This is a genomic window from Akkermansiaceae bacterium, assembly GCA_024233115.1.
In the GTDB taxonomy this organism is placed as follows: Bacteria; Verrucomicrobiota; Verrucomicrobiia; order Verrucomicrobiales; family Akkermansiaceae; genus Oceaniferula.
In genome coordinates, this window is sequence record JACKQB010000001.1 from 223,026 (window position 1) to 242,360 (window position 19,335).

Here is a 19,335-nt window from a genome sequence, read left to right on the forward strand (position 1 = left end):
TTTTTTTTCCTTTCTGGTTTTGGGTTATACCGCCTGGGGCGGCGTTCTTTGGTTTGTCCTGAATCATCAGGATGAGAAATGGGTATTTGGCGTTGAGGACTTGGAGTTTAGAGGACGAAGTCCTCACCGAGGTAGTGTTTGCGGGCGAGCGGGTTGGCGGCGATATCCTCGGCCTCCCCTTCGAGGATGAGTTGGCCCTCGTGGAGCAGGTAGGCGTGATCGACGATGTGCAGGGTTTCACGCACGTTGTGATCGGTGATCAGGATGGAGAGTCCATCGTGGTCCCGGAGGTCGCGGACGATCGTCTGGATGTCGCCCACGGCAATAGGGTCGACGCCGCTGAATGGCTCGTCGAGCATCAGCAGGCTGGGGTCGGTACAGAGTGAGCGGGCAATGGTGAGTCGGCGTTTTTCGCCGCCGGAGAGGGAAAGTGCTTCGGATTTGCGGAGTCTGGTGATGTTGAAGCGCTCCAGTAGATTATCGGCCCGGTAATGCCTTTCCTTTCTGCTGAGGTCCTTGCGGGTTTCCAACACAGCGAGCAGGTTTTCCTCCACGCTGAGGTGCCGGAAGATGGATTCCTCCTGGGGCAGGTAGCCCATGCCAAGGCGGGCACGTTTGTGCATGGGGAGGGTGGAGATATCATTGCCGGCAAACCGGACAAGACCGGCATCGGCTGGAATCAGGCCCGCGATGATGTAGAAGCTGGTGGTTTTTCCCGCTCCGTTAGGGCCAAGTAATCCTACGATCTCACCTTCACGCACACTGAGGTGGACATCGTTGACCACGGTGCGCCCCGCGTAGCTTTTCATAATGCCTTGCGCTTCTAACAACAAAGGCGAGGTGCGGCGTGACTCGGTTCCCAGATGCAAGGGAGCATGGTCAGCAGGTGGCACATGCGGCGGGTTGTGACCAGTGGCCAGAGCATCTGGATGGGTATTGGACATGGCGTGAAATTCAGGGCGATGGATTGGATGATGCGAGTGGGGAGTCGTTACGGGTTACGTTCAGGTTGATCAGGGTTTGGTGGTGGTCTGCATCACCCATTTGCCGTTGCTGGTGACCAGTTTGCCATTTTTGTGAATTCTGATCCACTGGCCTGGCTCCATGGCTTGGAGGTACTGGTTTTTGCTTTGTTGGAGGCGCGGCATGCCCCCCTTGAGGATCATTTCCCCGGTTTTGGCATCGTAGCTGGCCACGCCGCCGGATGCGATGAAGAGGCGTCCCTTGTCGTCCTTTTGCACCACCTTGACATTACCCGTGGCGACAATGCGTTTGAGCTCACCAAAGGAGGACAGGCCCTTGTCTTTTTTCTCGTCAGCCTTCGCCTTGGGTTGTTGCTTGGCTTCATCCTTGGTTTTATTGTCGGTGGCTGGACTGGTGGGCGCAGGTGCTGTTGCTTTGTCTTTTTGCGCCTTGGGATCTGGTTTTTTTGCCGGTTTTTGCTCGAGGAAGACCTTGAGTTCATCACTGCAAGTGAGGTTGAAACGCGGCTCGGTGAGGCGGACATTCTTCAGGTAGGCCAGCACGCCGTTTTCACTGTCGAAATAGAGACCGTTGTCACACTCCACCTTGAGGATGGTTTCCTTGGGTTTCGCCGCAGGCTTGGTCTTGGGGTCACCGGCTGCCGGGGTAGCCGGCTGTGGGTCGACCGGAGTAGCGGGTGGTGGAGTAACGGGAGGTGTTGTCGCGGGAGTATTCTGTGCCAGGAGCGCCCCATGGCCGATGCTGGTGAGGAAGTCGCGCATGTTGACCTCGGTATTGTCCGACCGGTCGGTGTCCTGCTGGATGATTTTCTGTGCCTGTGCCCGTTCTTGTTCGATTTGCCCTTTCATGGGGGTGGCCAGTTGATCGAGTTCACGGAGCTGCCCGGGCGTCAGGGGTGCCGGGGGCTCGGCTGTTAAGCTGGCAGGAAAGAGGAGAAGGGCCAGTGGGATGGCGCGCTTCAGAGTGAAAGACAGATTGGAAAATTTCAGCGGCATGGCTGTGTGGTTATTTAGAGGGTTGGGTATGGGGCGCCGGGCCGGCTTTTGCGGTCGGTTCGGCCGGGTCGGACTGTTCAATGTGAAACAAAGTGGATGCCGGCCCAAGTAAAAAACCGCGCCCGGTATCCAAATCGTAGATCAGGCCGGTGCCCGAGGCGATGTAGCTGGGACCGGAGTCGGGGTCTTTTTTAGGCCCCCTGATGAGGATGGCCTCGGAGGCCTTGAGCAGCGAGTGTTCATGGTCGGCGTGTTTCTGGGAGTAAACGGCTCGGCGCATCTTGATCGTGGTGGGGGCGGTGACGTTTCCGTTTTTGCCGTAGATCTGCATGTGGATGCCCTCCGCCTCGATTTGATGTCCGTCGAGCACGGTGAGTTTATCCGCGGTAAAGAGGGAGAGGGGGGTGAAGTCCTTATCGTAACGGGGAAACCGCACACTCCGGAGGATACTTCCCTGGGGGAGGATATCCAGTGTCTGGAAGGCGGCCTTGGCCTTCTCCTCCTCCTTGGCGATGATTTTATCTTCGGCCTTTTGCTGCGTCTCTTTCCGGGTTTCTTGCTGGCTTTTCGAACACGATGGCGTGATTGCGACCAACCATGCGGCGGCAAATCCGAGCGCGGTCGCTTTTGTTAGGTATGCCAGGGTATGGACGGAATGCTTCAGTGTGGTTGTTGGAGTTGGAGGTTTGAAATGAGTGTGTTCAATCGCCGCCATGAGCAGCGTGGTGCACTGCCAGGAGCCTGGTGAGAACGGCTTCGATGTCTGAGAGAGGGATTTGGTTGGGGCCGTCCGAAAAGGCTTTTTCCGGATTGAGGTGGGTTTCCATAAAAATACCGTCGACCCCCGTGGCCACTGCCGCGCGGGCGAGTACCGGGGCGAGTTCACCATCGCCGCCGGTCGTACCTCCCTCGCCACCCGGGCGTTGCACGGAGTGGGTGGCGTCAAAAATGACCTTCATACCCATGTCGCGCATCCAGTAGAGCGATCGCATATCGGCCACCAGGTTGTTGTAGCCGAAGGTGGACCCGCGTTCAGTGATGTAGAAGTGTTCGCAGTTGAAGTGTTTCATTTTGCCCGCGATGGGTTTGACGTCCCAGGGGGCGAGGAACTGGCCTTTTTTGATGTTGATGGGTCGACCGGTCCTGGCGCAGGCCTCGAGGAGATCGGTTTGCCGACAGAGAAAGGCGGGGATCTGGAGGAAATCGATTGTTTCCGCCGCGATTTCAGCTTCCTGCGGGGTGTGGACGTCGGTGGTGACCGGGACACCGAGTTCTTTGCCAATTTCACCGAGGATGCGGCAGCCCTCCTTGACGCCGGGGCCACGGAAGGAATCGACCGATGTCCGGTTGGCTTTATCGTAGGACGCTTTGAAAATAAACTGGATGCCGGTGCGGTCGGCTATCTCCTTGAGCGAGCGTGCCATTTGCCAGGCAAAATCCTCGGATTCAAGGGCACATGGGCCGAGAAGAAAGAACGGAGTGGTGGGGTCGAGAGAGAGATTGCCTATTTGACTCATGGTAGCGGGAACTGCTATCTAAACTAAGCACGGATGTGGGATATGGCACGTTAAAATTGCCCTTCGGGTGCTTTTTTATTGGGCTTTTTCTGCTTCTGTTATGCCTGGGTCGACGGCCGGGCCTTTTCAAGGGCAAGTGTGGCGGCACCGATGATGCCGGCGTCATTGCTGAAGTGGGCGGGGAGGATCTTCAAATGGCTGTAAAAAGGTGTGGATAGCTGGGTGCGGATGAATGTTTCCAGGGGTTCGAAAATGAATGCCCCGGCCTTGGCAACACCGCCGCCGATGACAATGGCGTTTGGGTTCAGCAACCAGCAGGCGTTGACGATCGCGCAGGCGAGTTTTTCCGCGACGCCACGCCAGATATCGACAGCGATGGTGTCTCCACCCCGGGCTGCCGCAGTGAGCTCCGCCGGTGAGCACTCTTCCAGCGAACGTGAGATGCCCTGTTTGGCATATTGTGCGTGTGCCTCCTTGGCAATTTGCCGGTTGCCGATGTAGTCCTCCAGTGCGCCCATGTTTCCGTAGGCACCTTTGCGGCCACGGAAGTCGATGGATGTCTGGCCCAGCTCACCGGCGGTGGAGTGGCTGCCGTGGAGCAGGATATTGTTAGAGATGATACCGCTGCCGACACCCGTGCCGAGGGTCAGGCAGATGAGGTGCTCCATGCCTTTGCCGGCACCGTGTTTCCACTCGGCGTAGGCCATGCAGTTGGCGTCGTTCTCGATGATGCATGGAAGCCCTGTGAGCGAGGCCAACTGGTCCCGCAAGGGTACGTGCACCCAGCCGGGGACGTTGGTGAGCTGATAGACGAGTCCTTTGTCGGGGTTGACAAACCCGGGCACACCCACGCCGATGGCACAAATGGCCGGGTGTTTTTCCCGGAGCTCCGTGATACATTTCCCGATGGCCTTGATCAGCTCGGTGGGAGTGTCATGGTCGGCTGTGGGGACAGGGGGGCAGGAGTCGATGATTTTCTGTTGGTCGACGACTCCGATTTTGATGGAGGTGCCGCCGAAGTCGATACCGAGTGCAAGTGATGTGTTGGTCATGATGGAGAGGGAGCGTGGTTGTGGATTAAAAATTGAGGCTTGCGATGATCCGCAGACCATCCAGGGTCAGGTGGGGGGCCAGCTTGGTGATTTCCGGCAGACCACGGGTAATGAGTGCGGCGTCGCCACCGGTCGCGACCACCACGGGGTTGGCGGGTAGTTCCTTGCGGAGGTTGAGGAGGATTTCGCGGACGAGGCCCCGGTAGCCAAAGACGGCGCCGGCGAGCATCGCTTCCTCGGTGGATTTGCCGATGGCGTGTTTGGGCTCCTCCAGTTCAATGTGGGGCAGCAGAGCGGTCCGCCGCGCGAGACCTTCGGTCATGGAGGCAAGGCCGGGGGCGATGACGCCACCCTGGTAAGACGCTTCCCCCTTCGCCGAGGCTTCGGAGGACACGTAAACTCCCTTGTGGTCGTCCGCTGGGGTTTCCTCCGTTACCTGTGCATCAGGGGCGATGACATCGAAGGTGACGGCGGTGCCGAAATCGAGTACGATGCATGGACTGCCGTAGAGGTCATAAGCGCCGGCGGCGTTGGCCAGGCGGTCGGCGCCGATTTGCCCCGGCTGGGGGTAGCTGATGCTGATGGGTAATTTGCTTTGGTAATCGAGCTGGTGGCAGGGCTTGTCGCCGAGCCATGACGAGAGAATGGCGGCTTTTTCAGGGACGACGGAGCTGATGATGGAAACATCCCAGTCGATCCCCTTGAGGGCTTTGCCCAAGGACTCCGGGGAAATCTCCGGGGTCGGAATGATGGCCCGCCATGGAAGCAGCTCACCGGGGCTTGCGAGAGCGAACTTGGTGCGGGTGTTGGAGTTATCGACAATGAGAATACGCATGGCAGCAGTGGGCTGCGCAGACAATAGGGTGGTTCATAGGGTGATGGAAAGCACCCAGATAGAAAAAAACCGGGGAAACCTTGCGGCTCCCCCGGTGACTCACGGTTATGAAAAAAGGTGTTATTCGTTGTAGGCGGGGGCACCGTGCTCGGCGACATCGAGTCCCTCCGCCTCTTCGGCTTCGTCGACGCGGACGCCCATGATGAGCTTGATGACGTAGAAGACGATGAATGCACTGGTGAAGGCGAAGGCCGAGATCGAGAGCGTCCCGAGGAGCTGCACCCCGAAGTTGGCTCCTCCGAAGATGGCCACACAGAGAGTCCCCCAGATGCCGACCACACCGTGCACGGAGATGGCACCCACCGGGTCGTCGATCTTGATCTTGTCGAAGAAGGTGACCGAGAGGACCACGAGGACCCCACCGATGGAGCCAGCGGCCAGTGCCTCGTAGGGCGAGATCACATCGGCGCCGGCAGTGATGGAGACGAGACCGGCAAGCATCCCGTTCAGAGCCATGGAGAGGTCAGGCTTTTTGAGCAGAATCCATGAGAAGAAGATGGCGCCAAGTCCACCGGCGAAGCCGGCCATGGCGGTGGTGACAAACACATGGGAGACACCGGCCGCATCGGCGGAGAGGACGGAGCCGCCGTTGAATCCAAACCATCCGAGGAAGAGCATGAAGACACCGATGTTGGCGAGGGGGAGGTTTGAGGGAAGGATCGGCTTGACGCCATTCTTGGTGAACTTGCCTTTGCGTGGTCCGAGGATGATCACGGCGGCGAGGGCGGCGAAACCACCGAAGGCGTGCACCAGGGACGAGCCGGCAAAGTCGGCAAAGTCCATCTGGTCGAGCCAGCCTGTGCCCCATTCCCAGGAACCTGTGACCGGGTAAAGGAAGGTGACCAGAATCGTGGCGAAGATCATGAAGGAGGAAAGTTTGACACGCTCGGCAACCGCACCCGAGACGATGGTGGCTGCGGTGGCGGCAAACATGGCCTGGAAGATGAAATCCGACCAGATGGTGTAGGCACCCTCACCGGATTCGGAGCCGTAGAAGCGGGTGAGGTCCGCCGCCGCTGCTTCATTGGTGAGTGGTGATCCCAGGGAGAAGATGCCATTCCAGTCGACGCCGACGTCACCCGGGTACATGCCGTTGAAGCCCCAGAGCATGTAGCCGACGGCACCGATGCAGACGATATAGACGTTTTTGAACATGATGTTCACGGTGTTTTTGCGCTGGCACATACCTGCTTCAACCGAGGCGAAGCCAAGGTGCATGATAAAGACGAGTGCGGCGGAGATGAGGATCCACAGGTTATCAATGATGAATTTCACATCGGCAATTGCTGCTGAAGTGTCATCGCCTGCGTAGGCTGTGCCGATAAGGCCCAGTGATCCGATTACTGTAGTGAGGAGTAGTTTTCTCATAGTATTAATATCAATGTGTTGACGGACTCCGTGGTCAGCATGCCGCGTGCCAAGAATGGCCGGGTAGGGGTGAAAAAATAATTCCCGAAGTTGGCACGGTCTGTGCTGGATTCTACTCGCGCGTGGGTCACCCATGGCCAGGGGACAGGGAAAATTTTTCCAGGAAACCGGCCTGAGTGCTCTGCGGACGTCTCAAAACCACAGACAAAAACCATGAAAACACTTAAAACTTATCTAATGCCCCTGTTCTTACTGATGCTGGGTTCATCGTATGCCCTTGCCGGAGCCGGAGAAGAAGCACCCACCCTCGACACCGGGGACACCGCCTGGATGCTGACCTCGACAGTGCTCGTTCTACTGATGTGCCTGCCTGGCCTGGCCTTGTTCTACGGCGGCCTGGTCAGGTCGAAAAACGTCTTGAGCCTCTTTGTGCAGTGTTTCGCCATGGCCGGTGTGATGTCGGTTTTATGGGTGGTCTTTGGATACGCCGTGGCTGCCGGTAGTGGCGGTTGTCAATATTTCGGCTGGGACAAAACGTTTCTTTTCCTGAACCATATCCAGGAGGAAACCCTGAACGGAACGATCCCGGAGAGTGTCTGGGTGACATTCCAGATGACCTTTATCATTATCAGTCCGGCGATCATTGTCGGGGCCTTTGCCGAGCGGATGAAGTTTTCCGCGGTGTTGGTTTTCACCGTGGTCTGGACCGTGCTCTCCTACTTGCCGATGTGGCACATGGCTTGGGGGGGCGGATTGTTCCACCACTGGGGCGCGATTGATTTCGCCGGAGGCAACGTCGTGCACATTAATGCCGGTATTGCCGGACTGGTCGCCTGTATCTTTGTGGGTAAGCGGTCGGGCTACCCCGGGCCGGCCTTGGTTCCTCACAATGTGCCCTTTGTGTTGATTGGTGCGGCATTATTGTGGGTGGGGTGGTTTGGCTTTAATGCCGGCTCAGCCGCAGGTGCGGGCGGGAGCGCGGGTATGGCGATGCTGACCACCCAGGTGGCTACAGCGATTGCCGTGGTGGTCTGGATGGGACTCGAATGGGTTATTTCCAAGAAACCGACCGCCGTGGGTGCTGCCACGGGTGCGGTTGCCGGACTGGTCGCCATCACCCCGGCGGCTGGCTCCACGGACGTGGCCGGTGCCCTAGCCATTGGTGCCATTTCCAGTGGCGTTTGTTATTTTGCCGCGACCAAGCTGAAACATGCCTTGGGTTATGATGATAGTCTGGACGTGTTTGGAGTCCACGGTGTCGGTGGCATCGTGGGTGCATTGCTTACCGGCGTCTTTATTCGCGAGGGCTATGATGCAAGCGGGGGTGTTGCCCAGTTGATGGTGCAGGCCAAGAGCGTGATGGTAACCATCGTCTGGAGTGGTGCGGCTGCGGCGATTGCCATGATGGTGGCCAAGCTGCTTTGCCAAGGACTGCGCGTGGAACAAGAGGTGGAGCATGGAGGCATCGACCGTGAGGAACACGGGGAGGAAGCCTACAACTGGGATGCGTAATTCCGTCTCGCTCTATCCAAACAACTGACCGGCCGGGACCCTGCGAGGGGTTCCGGCTTTTTATGCGATGACATATCCTAAAGTTGGCACGATGCTTGCTCAGCATAAGGTGATTATGAAACATACAATCAAATCACTAATGATAGGCGGAAGCATGTTGGCAGCAGCTCCTGCATACGCAGAGTTAGAGACCGAGATTCACGCTGGTTACCATACTATTTATGAGTTCCGTGGAGTTGATTTCGGCGATGACCTCTACGAAGGCGGCCTTGATCTCAGCTATGAACTTGCCGAGGGCCTGTCCCTGAGTGGGGGAGCCTGGTATGCCGACACCAACGGTGGTGGCTTCGACGAGCTTGACCTCTACATCGGGCTTACCAAGACACTTGGAGCGGTGGATGTAAGTGTGGGTTACACCTACTACATGTTCCCGGGTGCCAGTGGCGCTAACACGGATGAGCTCTACATCGGTGTGTCTACCGAGTTTGAGAACGGCATCGGTCTTTCACTGACCTACTACGAGGACATTGACGTGATCGACGGTGGTTACCTTGAGTTTGAAGCCAGCAAGAGCTTTGAGCTAAGTGCCTGTGTCAATCTTGACCTTGCTGCCGGCGCGGCGTGGAGTTTTGACTACAATGCGGACGTTGACGGCAGTGCCCTTGACGGCTTCAACCACTTCTACGTTTCGGTAGGCGCTCCTTGGGAAATCCGTGAGAACATGACCCTGACACCTTACATCAAGTATGTGGGTGCGAGTAGTGACCTCGACAACGATTTCGACGCAACCGCGAGTGATGACCTCTTCTACGGTGGTATCACCCTGAGCTACTCATTCTAGTTTTTTTCTAGCTGAATATCAATAATTCAGTTTGTCTGGAGAATGGGGATCCGCTTCGCGCGGGTCCTCATTTTTTTCGGTGCGCCCGGCAGAGAGAACCGCTGGTGGAAGGCGAGGTCGACATCGCGAGGTGTCGGCTGAAGGAAGCTGGAAGCAAAACACCGCCCCGACGAGCAGAACCGGAGCGTAGCGGCTGGATCTTTTGACTTTGAGGTTCTTGCCAGGTGTTGGGATGTTCTGTTCAGCTCAACGCCTCGTCCATGGAGAGGTGTGTTGTTATTGATCCGGGGTGGTGGCTGGTGTGCTGATGTTTTCAGGGTAGGTAAGGATCATCAACAAAGCGTCAGCCATATCGTTTGGCGAATTCACCTGTACCCTGAAATTGGTTCCCTTCTGTGGAAATGACACCAGTAACAAGCCGTCTTTACAGTGCGCCAGATGAACCGGTTGGCCATTGATTGTTTGCTCCCGATACCACAGAAGCTGTTGCTTTGGAGTGAGTTTGGCCCTGTCGGAGAACTGTCCGCCGAGTCCAGGTGATCCAGGTTTTGGTATTGAGCCGATCTCGTAGTGTATCTGTAATCCGTCTTTTTTGCTGATGATGCCTACTCGACTATCGATTCCCTGCAGCACTTTGTGTTCATAGCCTTTGAGGAGTTGCATGCCGCCCAGGGCGGGACTGGCAGCCTCTGCCGGACTGTTTACCGTGAAGCAGAGTAGGGCACTGCCAGCGATTGAAATGATTCTTAATTTGAATGGATGCATAGCTGTGTTCTGATGTTGGTTGAGTATTGGGTGACTTTTTTTTGCTCAGCGCAATGATGGTTTTGTTATTTCTTGTCCTGCACCTGGATCTTCATCTCGTCGGAGTTGGCCTTGAGTTCGGGCGCGTACATGGCTTCGGCCATGGTGGGGAGCGCGGAGAAGCTGCCGGGGATCTCGGCGCGGAGTCGGTATTTCAGGCTGTGTGAGCCGAGCGCGAGCTGGCGGACGAAGAATGAGGTCTTCTCGTGGTGCATTTCCATGTAGGCGTGCATTCCGTCGCGTGTGTAACCGCTTTGGACATCGACGGCTTCGAGACCGGCCGGTTTCCAATCGTTGAACATCAGGTATTCGTAGTCGTTTTTACTATGGATGTGCAACTCGACTTCAACGAGGTCGCCGCTGACTAACAGATCGCCGGGCTTGAGTGGGATGCGTTTGTACTTTTCCACTTTATGGCCGACGACCTGACCACTGGTTCCGGCGGTGTTTTCGGTGGCTTCGATGCGTTCGAGTTTGTAGTAGGCGCGGTCGACTTTCACCTCGAGTCCGGCCTTCTTGATGAAGTCCTCCTTGGTAAACACCGTGAGATAAGCGTTGGAGTAGAGCGGTCCATCACCTTTGCGTTTGAGCTCGACTGTGTGGTCGCCGGTGCCGAGGGCGTCGCCTGCGATAACGACTTTGTTGTCGTAGGAAAAGAGATTTTCTTTTGTGATCTTCACGGTTTTGATCTCCTTGCCGTCGACGAGCACGGTGACTTCGGCGTCGGGATTGTTTTCCCCGGAGGCGCGCATGTAGTCGGCGATCGCCTCGATGCAATAGGCGGTGTCACGGGTCGAGTTCCAGTAGGTGGCGTGTTTGCGGTTGTTGATCAGATACTTGACCAGGCCGCGGGCTTGTTTTGACTTGGGATTGGTGGCGGCAAGCAGCTTGAGGTACCACGCGTGGGCCTCCATCTCGGAGCCATACCAGCACCACCAGTAGGAGCCGTTGCCGAGCTTGAGGTGGGCGGACTGGTTTTCATCGTCGTAGACGAGGAACTGCTCGATGTTACGGATCAGGGCGTCACGTTTTTCGGTGTCCTTGGCGAGGTGGGCCGCCATACCGGCCATCGCCTTGGCGTAGACCGAGAGCTGGTTTTTATCGCGGAAGAGATAACCTGACATTTCTGGGTTGTCGTGTTTGGCTTCGGCGAGCACCAGCCGGACAAAGGCATCCATCGCAGAGGCGTATTGCTTGGTGTTTTTCTTCCGTTTCTCCCACATCCGGATACGTTCGGTTTCCTCGGCTTCGTAGTTTTTCAGCCAGGTGACACCGAGGTCGAGCATGCCGTCGTCCACCTTTGCCCCATTGGCCTTGGCGATGAGCAGACCGTGGACAACGACAGCGGTGGTATGCGGGTAGGAGTGCTCGCCCCAGCCGGAGAACCACCCCCAGCCGCCGTCGGAGAGTTGCATCTCACGGAGTTTTTTAATACCTGCGGCGGTCATCTTGTTGACCTCATTTTCGTTGAAGACGGGGTTGCGCTGCCAGCGTTGCCACTGCGCCATGCGGGTTTTGTCGTCGCCGATTTCCTGCGGATTCAGGTTGGCGCGTTTGTTTCTAACATCCTCGAGATCGATGCCCATTTCCTTGATCAGCTTCTGCGCGATGACCGTAGGCACAAAACGGTTGAGCGTCTGTTCGGTGCAGCCGTAGGGGTATTCGACGAGGTAGGGGATGGCATCGACGATGCTGCCGGCGATGGTCGGGGAATAGCGGACTTCGAGGCGTGTCTGGTCGGGGCTGCGTTCGGCGGGCACTTTGAAGTCGATGACGGTGTGCCCTTTTCCAGGCTCGATCACCCGGCTCCAGGCTTCTTGTTTGAGGATGCCGTGGACGTAAACGGGGAAGGTCATTTCCATGGCATCGGAGTCATCGGCGGTAATCACCTTCATGCGGACGATGGCTTTGCTGCCATCGGTGTGCGGGCGGGACGCCCACGCTCCCTTGACCTTGGTGCGCCAGTCGATGCGGGTTTCGCCGCCTGCTTTGATCGTTTGCTGCTGCTCAAGAGGTGAACTCGATGTTAGGGTGCCGCCTTCGAGTTCCAGGCTGATCTTGGCGTCTTGGTCGGTCTTGAGGTAGTTGTGGACAACGGCGCTGAGCACGACCTCGTCTTTTTCGACAAAGAAGCGCGGTGCCTGCAGTCGGATGATGAGGTCCTTGCTGGTGATGACCTCGGCGGAGCCTTCGCCGACACGGGTGCCGTGCGCCATCGCCCAGGTTTTGATTTTCCAGGTGGTCAGGTTATCCGGGAAGGTGACGGGGACTTCCGCGACACCATCGGCATCGGTTTCGACCGCGCCGAGCCATTTGATCAGGTCGGCAAAGTCCTTGCGGATCATCACTGCCGGGCCATCTCCGGAATCTCCGCCCTGGTTGTCGGATTTATCTTCTGGAGCTGCATCGGCGGCCATTTCCATGGCGGGTGCGGCCATGGGCAGGGCTCTTGCGCTTTTTCTCATCAGGCCACCGGAGCGGGAATTTCCAAAACCGCCACCTCCGTCATTCTCTTCCATGTCGGCGAGGGAGTGCCCAAAGGCACCCAGGGTGAGCATACTTTCGGCGCGGCCTTTGAGCACCGTTGGCTCGTGGTGATTGAGTGAATGATCGAATCCACCATGGAAGTGACGCCGCCATTTCCAGAAGTGGGACTTGATATCAGCCACATTGCTGCCGCCGGAGATGTATTCCAGCGACTTGTCATAAATGGTGAGGGCGAGCGAGCCTTGCACGGGCTCGCCATGCTGGTCGGTGATGCGGACCTTGACCTTGCCCTCGGCGCGGGGTTTGAAGCGTTCATCGCTGGGGAGGACCTCGACGTTGAGGATACGTTTTTCCGGAGGCACGATGATTTCCCGCACGGCGGTGTGGACTTTGGCGTCGGAGACGGTGGCGGCCTCGACAAAGAAATTGGGCATGTCCTTGAGGGCAACGGGAATATCCACTACGGTGCTTTGTCCTTTCAGGTGGATGAACCTATATTCCATGCCACCCCGGAGAGAAAGCAGGACCGTGCTGTCAGGCCGCTTGGTATTGATGAGCAGCTTGACGGTGGAGCCATTCGCGTAGGTGCGTTGATCGGGGATGAGCTCGATATCGGAGTATTGGAAGCCGCCGTCTGCTTCACCCTGGCCTCGGACGGTGAACAGGATGGCGCCCTCGATTTTCCTGCCTTTGGAGTCCTCCATTTTGGCGGCGAGACGGAACTGGCCAGCACTGCCGGCCTGGAATTTAAGCTGACCATCGCTGTCGTCCGTGGTGTTGATATCCCAGCTCTGGACTTCTTTTTCGGCTAGCTTATCGTCTTTATCGGTGCTGATGCGGTAGAGAACGGCTTTGCCTTTGGTGGCTACCTCTTTACCGAGGGCGGTGCGGGCGGCGACCGAGACGTTGACGGGGTCTCCAACGTGGGCGTAACCACGATCCAGCCAGACGGTGACGGTGTAGGGTTTGCGGGCGGCGACGATGCTGCCTTTGCCGACAATGGTGCGGCGTGATGCATCGACGACCTCGGCGATGATTTCGTAGCGATGGTCGGTGTCACCGTGGACCGCCTTGGCGAGCGCGGTGTCGACCTCCACTTTGACCGTGCCGTCGGGACTGATATCGAGTTCTTGTTCTAACACAACCTCGGGTTGCTCACCGCCACGGTGCCACCAGAAGGGGAGGGGGCAGTAGCAGCCCCAGCTTTTCCAACCTGGATACCATGGTCGCTCGACATCGAGCCAGCCGTAGCCACCGCCGTAGAGCCAGTCCCATCGACCGTAGGGGAACCAGAGGTCATTGTGACGGTGGCGCAGCACCTTGACGCTGACCTTGGCCTCGGTGACGGGGGCACCGTGGTAATAATTGGCCTTGATGGTGGCGTTGAATTTTTCCCCGAGGCTAACAGGATCTGTCGGGGCGTCGACCGCGACCTCGTATTCAGGTTTTTTGTATTCCTCGACCCGGAAGGAGTGGTTGCCATACCATTGGTTACCGACGCGCAGGCCAACCTGGTAACTGCCGAGCTTGGCGTCTTCGGGGAGATCGTAGCTGTATTCGATACCGCCGTAGGCATCGGCACGGAGTTGAAGGTCCTTAACGACCTCGGTGCCGGAGGCATCACGGATGGTGATGGTGAATTCCTTGCCTGCAAAAGTGGAGACATCCTTGAGGTCATAGCGCGCCTCCCGGATCCAGAATTTGCCGTAGACCTTTTGTTTCGGCTGATAGACGGGGCGATCGGTGATGCCAAATGACTTCCGGCCACTGAGGTTTCCTCCGTCGTTGATATGTGAGTTGATGTGGCTGAATCCGAGCAATGCTGTCCCCGCTTCCGAGGTGGCACGGATCATCCATTGGTAGTTGTTGGGAAGCTCATTGTTTTTGATGAAAAGCGTGCCGTCTTTTGCGGATGTTTTGGTAACACGTTTGGTGAGGATGTCGTATTTCTTGAGTAGTCCCGGGTTTTTGCGATGCTGGATGTCGAAGCCAAAAAATTCGAATCTGGCATTGGGTATGGGTTTGCCGGTGATGGCCTCGGCGAGGTAGTAGAGTTCTCCGCCATTGACGTCTTTTTTTACGATGGCGGTGGATTCGAGCCAGACAACCGTGCGGGTGGTCACGCCATTTTCGAGTTTGGCGGAAACGAGGTAGGCACCCGGCTTGGTGATGGGCACGCTGAGAGACTCGCGGGTATCCCAATGATGGGCGCGGGGTTTGAGCGTATGGATTCTCCGTCCCACTTCTTTGCCGACGTATTTTTTTCGTGATTCATTGACGAGAGAGTTGCCGAGGCTTCCCCAGTGGGTGAGGTTGTAGTCGAGTTTGGTGGGGTTGCCTTCCATGTATTTCCAGAGATTGTCGACCAAACCAGTCAGGTCGACTTCGTGTGCCACCAGGGTGACGCTCTTGGCATTACGGAAGGTGTAGAGGACCTCGGGTTCCACGCCTGCGGGTGAAGATCCGTTAGAGGTGTCAAGACGACCCCAGTTTCCGACGATTTGGTGGAGCAGCTTTTTGCGGTTTTTGGTCGAGTTGCTTCTGGCAAATTTCCCGATGGTTTTCTCAAGCAGCACGGCGGCTTTTTCATGTTGTCGGCGGTCGAGGTAGATCTGGATGAGTCGGTCCGCTGCATATTCGTCGCGCTGACTGAGATCAGTGTAGATGCTGATGAAGTTCTGGTCTGCGGGCAGGGTGAAGCGTTTCACGCCGGTGGCGAGTCGGGCGACTGTTTCATCATCTGTTAGTGTGTGGAGCTGGAGGATACCTTTTTGATCGTCCATATCCATACTGCCAAACCACCCGTAATGGGCCATGGTGGTGACACCAAACTGGGAGTGGAGGAAACTGGCCCAGTTCGATTGGTAGCCATCTTTGAGTGCGGGGTTGAGTTTGACGGCATGGTTGAGAGCATAGCGCCAGCGTTCGCCATCGTTTTTGGCGGCGTCCCATGAGTCGGGTACCTGATAGAAAAGGGCATTGCCTTCGGCATCGACGGGAGCACCGTTGGGGTCCCTGCCACCACGGTTCCATCGATTGCCGGGTTCATGGTCCGGGAGCTTTGTCAGCTCGCTGAGGATTTGCAGCCGCCATGCGCCGTTGCCTTGGCGAGCCATGGAAATGGCACTGGCCAGACGGGTGTAGAGATTTGCTTGATCGAAGTTTTTTCCATCCTCTTGATGCGCGGGCCAGTGTTTGATGGCTTTGAGGTAGAGCTGGATGGCACGGATACGGTCGCGGTCGGTGCAATCGGAATACTGGCCACCGCCGCGATGGTCACCGCGGTGGAATTTACCCGCTACAATGTAGCCATAATGGGGCAGGCTGGAGTAGATGGAACCAGCTTGATCGAGAAGGGCGGCATTGGTGGGTTGTTTTTCGAGAGACGTTTCGATCAGCGCATCGACCTCTGAGATCCGGTTCAAATTTTGCAGACAGGAGCGGGCATGGTTGAGGTCCGCGCCTGATTCAGGACCGTGTTGTGTATCGAGAAGTTGCTGATAAATATCGAGTGCCTCCTTATAATTGCCGTTTTTTTCAAGATTGGCGGCTTTGGGACGTAGGGAACCGACGTTGTCCTGGGCTGATGTATCCATGGTCATGAGGGTTATAAGCACGCTTGTGAGGATAATCAAATTTCCTGGTTTCATGGTATTGTGATGCTGGTAAATGATTGAGTGCTAGTCTTCTTAGCACAGACTGGAGTTGTTCTCCAACACTATTGCCGGGTTAAGCCGGGTTTGTGACAAAAAAATGACGGCCCGGGGGGGATCCCGGGCCGTCAGGGGAAAGGGGGAGCTCTCTTTGCCCTTACTTGTCTTTTTTGCGTTTGGGCTTTTTTTGCGGGTTCTTGAGATTGCGCTGCTTGGCTAATTGTTGTGCGAGGCGTTGAACGTAACTCCCGGCCTTCCCGTCGTTTAAGGTGGCAGTGATCCAGCTGTCGGGGATTTGGTTGATGGCACCGATCCGGGTAAGCGCATTCATCGCGTATTGTTGGGCGTATTCGTTATTACGTTGATTGAGTTCGGCAAGGACGGCAGCGGTGCCCTGCTCTTTTTTACCGATGTTGAACAGAAACTGTCCGGCGGTGACCCGGATGGTCGACTGGGAGTCATTGAGCAGCAGGGCCACCTGCGGCGCGGCGCTTGATGCTTGAGAGCCGAGGATGAGGAGACCCTGGGCGGCCCAGTAGCGGGTGATGGGGTCCTTTGCGCCGAGCTGGCGGATGAAGAGGTCAAGGTGTTTCGGGTCGCGTGCGGAGGCCGCAAAAGCGAGATCCACGATGGAGGGGAGGTCGTTCGACCGGGAGCTTAGATAGTTTGAGACAGGTTTGTTAGGCGCGAGCTCGGCAAACATGGGTTCAGGAATGACGCCGGTGTCGCGGGTCTCGATCATTGTCTTGCGTAAACGATCCCTCATGTCGGCAAGGCGTTTGGCATGGGCGGGATCGGCGGCGAGGTTATTGACCTCCCAGGGGTCGGACTTGAGGTCGAAGAGTTCCTCGACGGGTTGGTTAGCTTCCCAGATATCGTGAGACCGGCCCTTCAGTTTGCCGTTTTTCCATGCTTGTTGCCATGCCCTCCATCCCGCCTGGCCAAACTGATAGTAGCTGTAGGGGGCAGCTGGTAGATGGGGGGTGAAACGGCGGATGTATTTCCACCGGCCATCGGTGAGCCCCCGGCGCATGCCGTAGATTTCATCAAAGCGGTCGGCGTAGAGGAAAACCATCCGGTCCTTGGCGGGTTCGGTCCGTTTGGTGCCGAGGAAGGCTCGTCCCTGCATTTGGCTGGGTTTTTCCAGACCGACCAGCGAGAGCAGGGTGGGGGCGAGATCGACAAATGCCACGGGTTCATCGACTTTCTGACCGGGTTTGAAGGGGCAGAGGTGCTGCCATTTTTGGGGCATGTGAACGAGCATGGGGACGTGGGTGCCGGAGTCCTTGAGGTAGCGCTTACCGCGCGGGGTGATGCCGCCGTGATCGCCGTAATAGAAAACGATGGTATTGTCAGCGAGACCTTCTTTTTCGAGTTCATCGAGCAGCTTCCCGACCTGGGTGTCGAGCCTGGTGATGATATCGTGATAGTGCGCGACGTCGTTGCGGATTTCGGGAAGATCGGGTAGGTAGGGACGCAGGGTGACATCAGCCGGATTGATCCGGGTCTTACCTTTCTTCTTCGATACGTTAAACAACGAGCTTTCATGGGAAACTCCCAGATTGAATATGGCAAAAAACGGAGAACCTTCGGGTCGGTTTTTGTAATGGGCTTTTCCTGAGCAATCGTCCCAAAGGGATTTATCATTGCCTAGGAAGTTGTAGTCTGTTTTTGCGTTGTTGGTGCAGTAGTAACCCAGTTTTCGAAGGTAGGTCGGGTAGGGGGTGTAGTCGGATGATAACGGGTGTCGACTGCGCATGTGCTGCGTTCCCTGGGTGACGGCGTAGGCACCGTTGAGAATCGTCGATCTGGCAACTGCGCAGACAGGGGCGTTAGAGTAAGCACGACTAAAGAGCAGCCCGTTCGCCGCCAACTTGTCGAGTCGGGGGGTTTGCGCCTCCTTATTCCCGTAACACCCTAACCAACCGTAGTCATTGTCTTCGGATGTGATCCAGAGGATGTTAGGTTTTTCTGCCGCGAAGGCAGTAGGGAAAATAACGAGAACGGAGACCAGCAGAAGGAGTGCTTTCATGCGGGTAGTCTAACCCCACCCGCAGATCAGAAAAGTATTTTACACCGTCTATTTTAGTTTGGCTAAAGCCGCAGCCAGGTCTTCGAGAGGTGGGCGTTTGTTGATATCGTGAACGTCGATGTAACGGATGATACCCCGTTTATCGATAACGATCAGAGCGCGTTCGGTGGTGCCATCACTGCGCAGGATGCCGAATTGGCTAGCCACTTTGCCGTGTGGCCAGAAGTCCGACAGTGCCGGGAAATCGAGTCCTCCCATCTGGGTAGTCCACGCGTGCAGTGTCGGGATATTATCGGCGGTGATGCCAAGCAGCACGGTATCGTATTTCTTAAACAGGTCGAGAGAGATATTGTAGCCTGGCCATTGCTTGGAGCATACCGGGGTGAAAGCAGCCGGCACAAAGGAGAGCACGACGTTTTTTTTACCACGGAACTGGGCAAGGGAAACCTTATTGCCAGCAACTGAGGGGAGGGTGAAACCAGGTGCCTGGTCGCCTACCTTGACCTTGAGCGAACTATCGACAGGTTTGAGAGTGCCGGGGTGGTAAACGCTGGCACGGAGGCTGGCGGAGGCGGGGGGAGTGACCTCGGTCTTGGTGGAACATGAAACGGCGAGGGCGGCTACCGGACCAAGGAGAAAAAGGGAATATGATGTCATCAACGGAATGGGTTAGGGTTGGATGCGACGAAGGATATCTTCAGATTTTCCACGGACACCATGGAACCGTGCGGCTTCCTTCCATTGGCCCCCTTGTTTCTTGAGGACAATGAGCAGGGGCGGTTTGATTTTCCCAAAGCGCTGGGAAATGGTGAGGTCTTTGTCAGCGATAACGGGGTATGGAACATTGAATCGTTTGCGATACATCTCGGATTCCAACGGGGTGTTGTTCCAGCCGATGGCGAAAAAACTGGTTTTGGCACCCAGGCCACGCTGCCGGGTGGCGGCATGGATCTGGTTGACATACTTGGCATCTTTTTGGCACTGCGGGCAATACATGTCAAAAAAACTGAGCACGACGACATCAGCTTTGGATTGTCGATAATCCACCCCGGATGTAACGTCGGGTGTCGTGGTCGTTGTTCCCGATGGTGAGCATGATGGGATACACCATGCCAAGGGAAAAAGGGTGAGTGCTAGAAGAGTCTTCATCATGGCATCAATCATAACACCGATTGTCTGTTTTTCCAGAGGTCAG

General features: G+C 56.6%; 14 protein-coding genes. 2 read left to right on the forward strand and 12 right to left on the reverse strand.

Features of this window, described 5'->3' with window-relative positions; genetic code table 11:
* Positions 1 to 107: 107 nt before the first annotated feature.
* The 7 genes from lptB to amt form a co-directional block, all read right to left on the reverse strand.
* Positions 108 to 944, reverse strand: a complete 837-nt coding sequence (gene lptB, locus H7A51_01000; GenBank protein MCP5534793.1) for an LPS export ABC transporter ATP-binding protein — start codon at positions 942 to 944, stop codon at positions 108 to 110.
* 69 nt (positions 945 to 1,013) lie between these two features.
* Positions 1,014 to 1,979 (reverse strand): hypothetical protein, encoded by a 966-nt coding sequence (locus H7A51_01005; protein ID MCP5534794.1) that lies wholly within the window; start codon positions 1,977 to 1,979, stop codon positions 1,014 to 1,016.
* Positions 1,980 to 1,989: 10 nt separating this feature from the next.
* Positions 1,990 to 2,694 carry a hypothetical protein gene (locus H7A51_01010; GenBank protein MCP5534795.1) on the reverse strand — a complete coding sequence of 235 codons (705 nt, stop codon included), beginning with the start codon at positions 2,692 to 2,694 and terminating at the stop codon, positions 1,990 to 1,992.
* Positions 2,681 to 3,496, reverse strand: coding sequence for a 3-deoxy-8-phosphooctulonate synthase (gene kdsA / locus H7A51_01015; protein MCP5534796.1), 816 nt, complete (start codon positions 3,494 to 3,496; stop codon positions 2,681 to 2,683). Before kdsA ends, H7A51_01010 begins: the two co-directional genes overlap by 14 nt.
* 98 nt (positions 3,497 to 3,594) lie before the next feature.
* Complete coding sequence (locus H7A51_01020) at positions 3,595 to 4,548, reverse strand: ROK family protein (protein MCP5534797.1); 954 nt, start codon at positions 4,546 to 4,548, stop codon at positions 3,595 to 3,597.
* Positions 4,549 to 4,573: 25 nt separating this feature from the next.
* Positions 4,574 to 5,383, reverse strand: a complete 810-nt coding sequence (locus H7A51_01025; GenBank protein ID MCP5534798.1) for a type III pantothenate kinase — start codon at positions 5,381 to 5,383, stop codon at positions 4,574 to 4,576.
* Between the two features lie 120 nt (positions 5,384 to 5,503).
* On the reverse strand, positions 5,504 to 6,811 hold the full coding sequence (gene amt, locus H7A51_01030; GenBank protein MCP5534799.1) for an ammonium transporter: 1,308 nt from the start codon (positions 6,809 to 6,811) through the stop codon (positions 5,504 to 5,506).
* Positions 6,812 to 7,024: 213 nt separating this feature from the next.
* Between amt and H7A51_01035 the strand changes: the two genes are divergently transcribed.
* Together H7A51_01035 and H7A51_01040 are read left to right on the forward strand one after the other, a co-directional pair.
* Complete coding sequence (locus tag H7A51_01035) at positions 7,025 to 8,323, forward strand: ammonium transporter (protein ID MCP5534800.1); 1,299 nt, start codon at positions 7,025 to 7,027, stop codon at positions 8,321 to 8,323.
* Between the two features lie 115 nt (positions 8,324 to 8,438).
* Positions 8,439 to 9,164: a hypothetical protein gene (locus H7A51_01040; GenBank protein MCP5534801.1), complete on the forward strand. Its 726-nt coding sequence runs from the start codon at positions 8,439 to 8,441 to the stop codon at positions 9,162 to 9,164.
* 276 nt (positions 9,165 to 9,440) lie between these two features.
* Here the strand turns inward: H7A51_01040 and H7A51_01045 are convergent, their stop codons facing one another.
* The 5 genes from H7A51_01045 to H7A51_01065 form a co-directional block, all read right to left on the reverse strand.
* Complete coding sequence (locus tag H7A51_01045) at positions 9,441 to 9,929, reverse strand: hypothetical protein (GenBank protein ID MCP5534802.1); 489 nt, start codon at positions 9,927 to 9,929, stop codon at positions 9,441 to 9,443.
* A 65-nt stretch (positions 9,930 to 9,994) separates the two neighbouring features.
* The gene (locus tag H7A51_01050) at positions 9,995 to 16,051 is read right to left on the reverse strand and encodes an alpha-2-macroglobulin (protein MCP5534803.1); all 6,057 of its coding nucleotides are present in this window, start codon (positions 16,049 to 16,051) and stop codon (positions 9,995 to 9,997) included.
* Between the two features lie 214 nt (positions 16,052 to 16,265).
* Entirely contained in the window at positions 16,266 to 18,140 is a 1,875-nt protein-coding gene (locus tag H7A51_01055) for a sulfatase (GenBank protein MCP5534804.1), read from the reverse strand.
* A gap of 48 nt (positions 18,141 to 18,188) precedes the next feature.
* Positions 18,189 to 18,797: a peroxiredoxin gene (locus tag H7A51_01060; GenBank protein ID MCP5534805.1), complete on the reverse strand. Its 609-nt coding sequence runs from the start codon at positions 18,795 to 18,797 to the stop codon at positions 18,189 to 18,191.
* A 12-nt stretch (positions 18,798 to 18,809) separates the two neighbouring features.
* Entirely contained in the window at positions 18,810 to 19,292 is a 483-nt protein-coding gene (locus H7A51_01065) for a redoxin domain-containing protein (protein MCP5534806.1), read from the reverse strand.
* Positions 19,293 to 19,335: the final 43 nt, after the last annotated feature.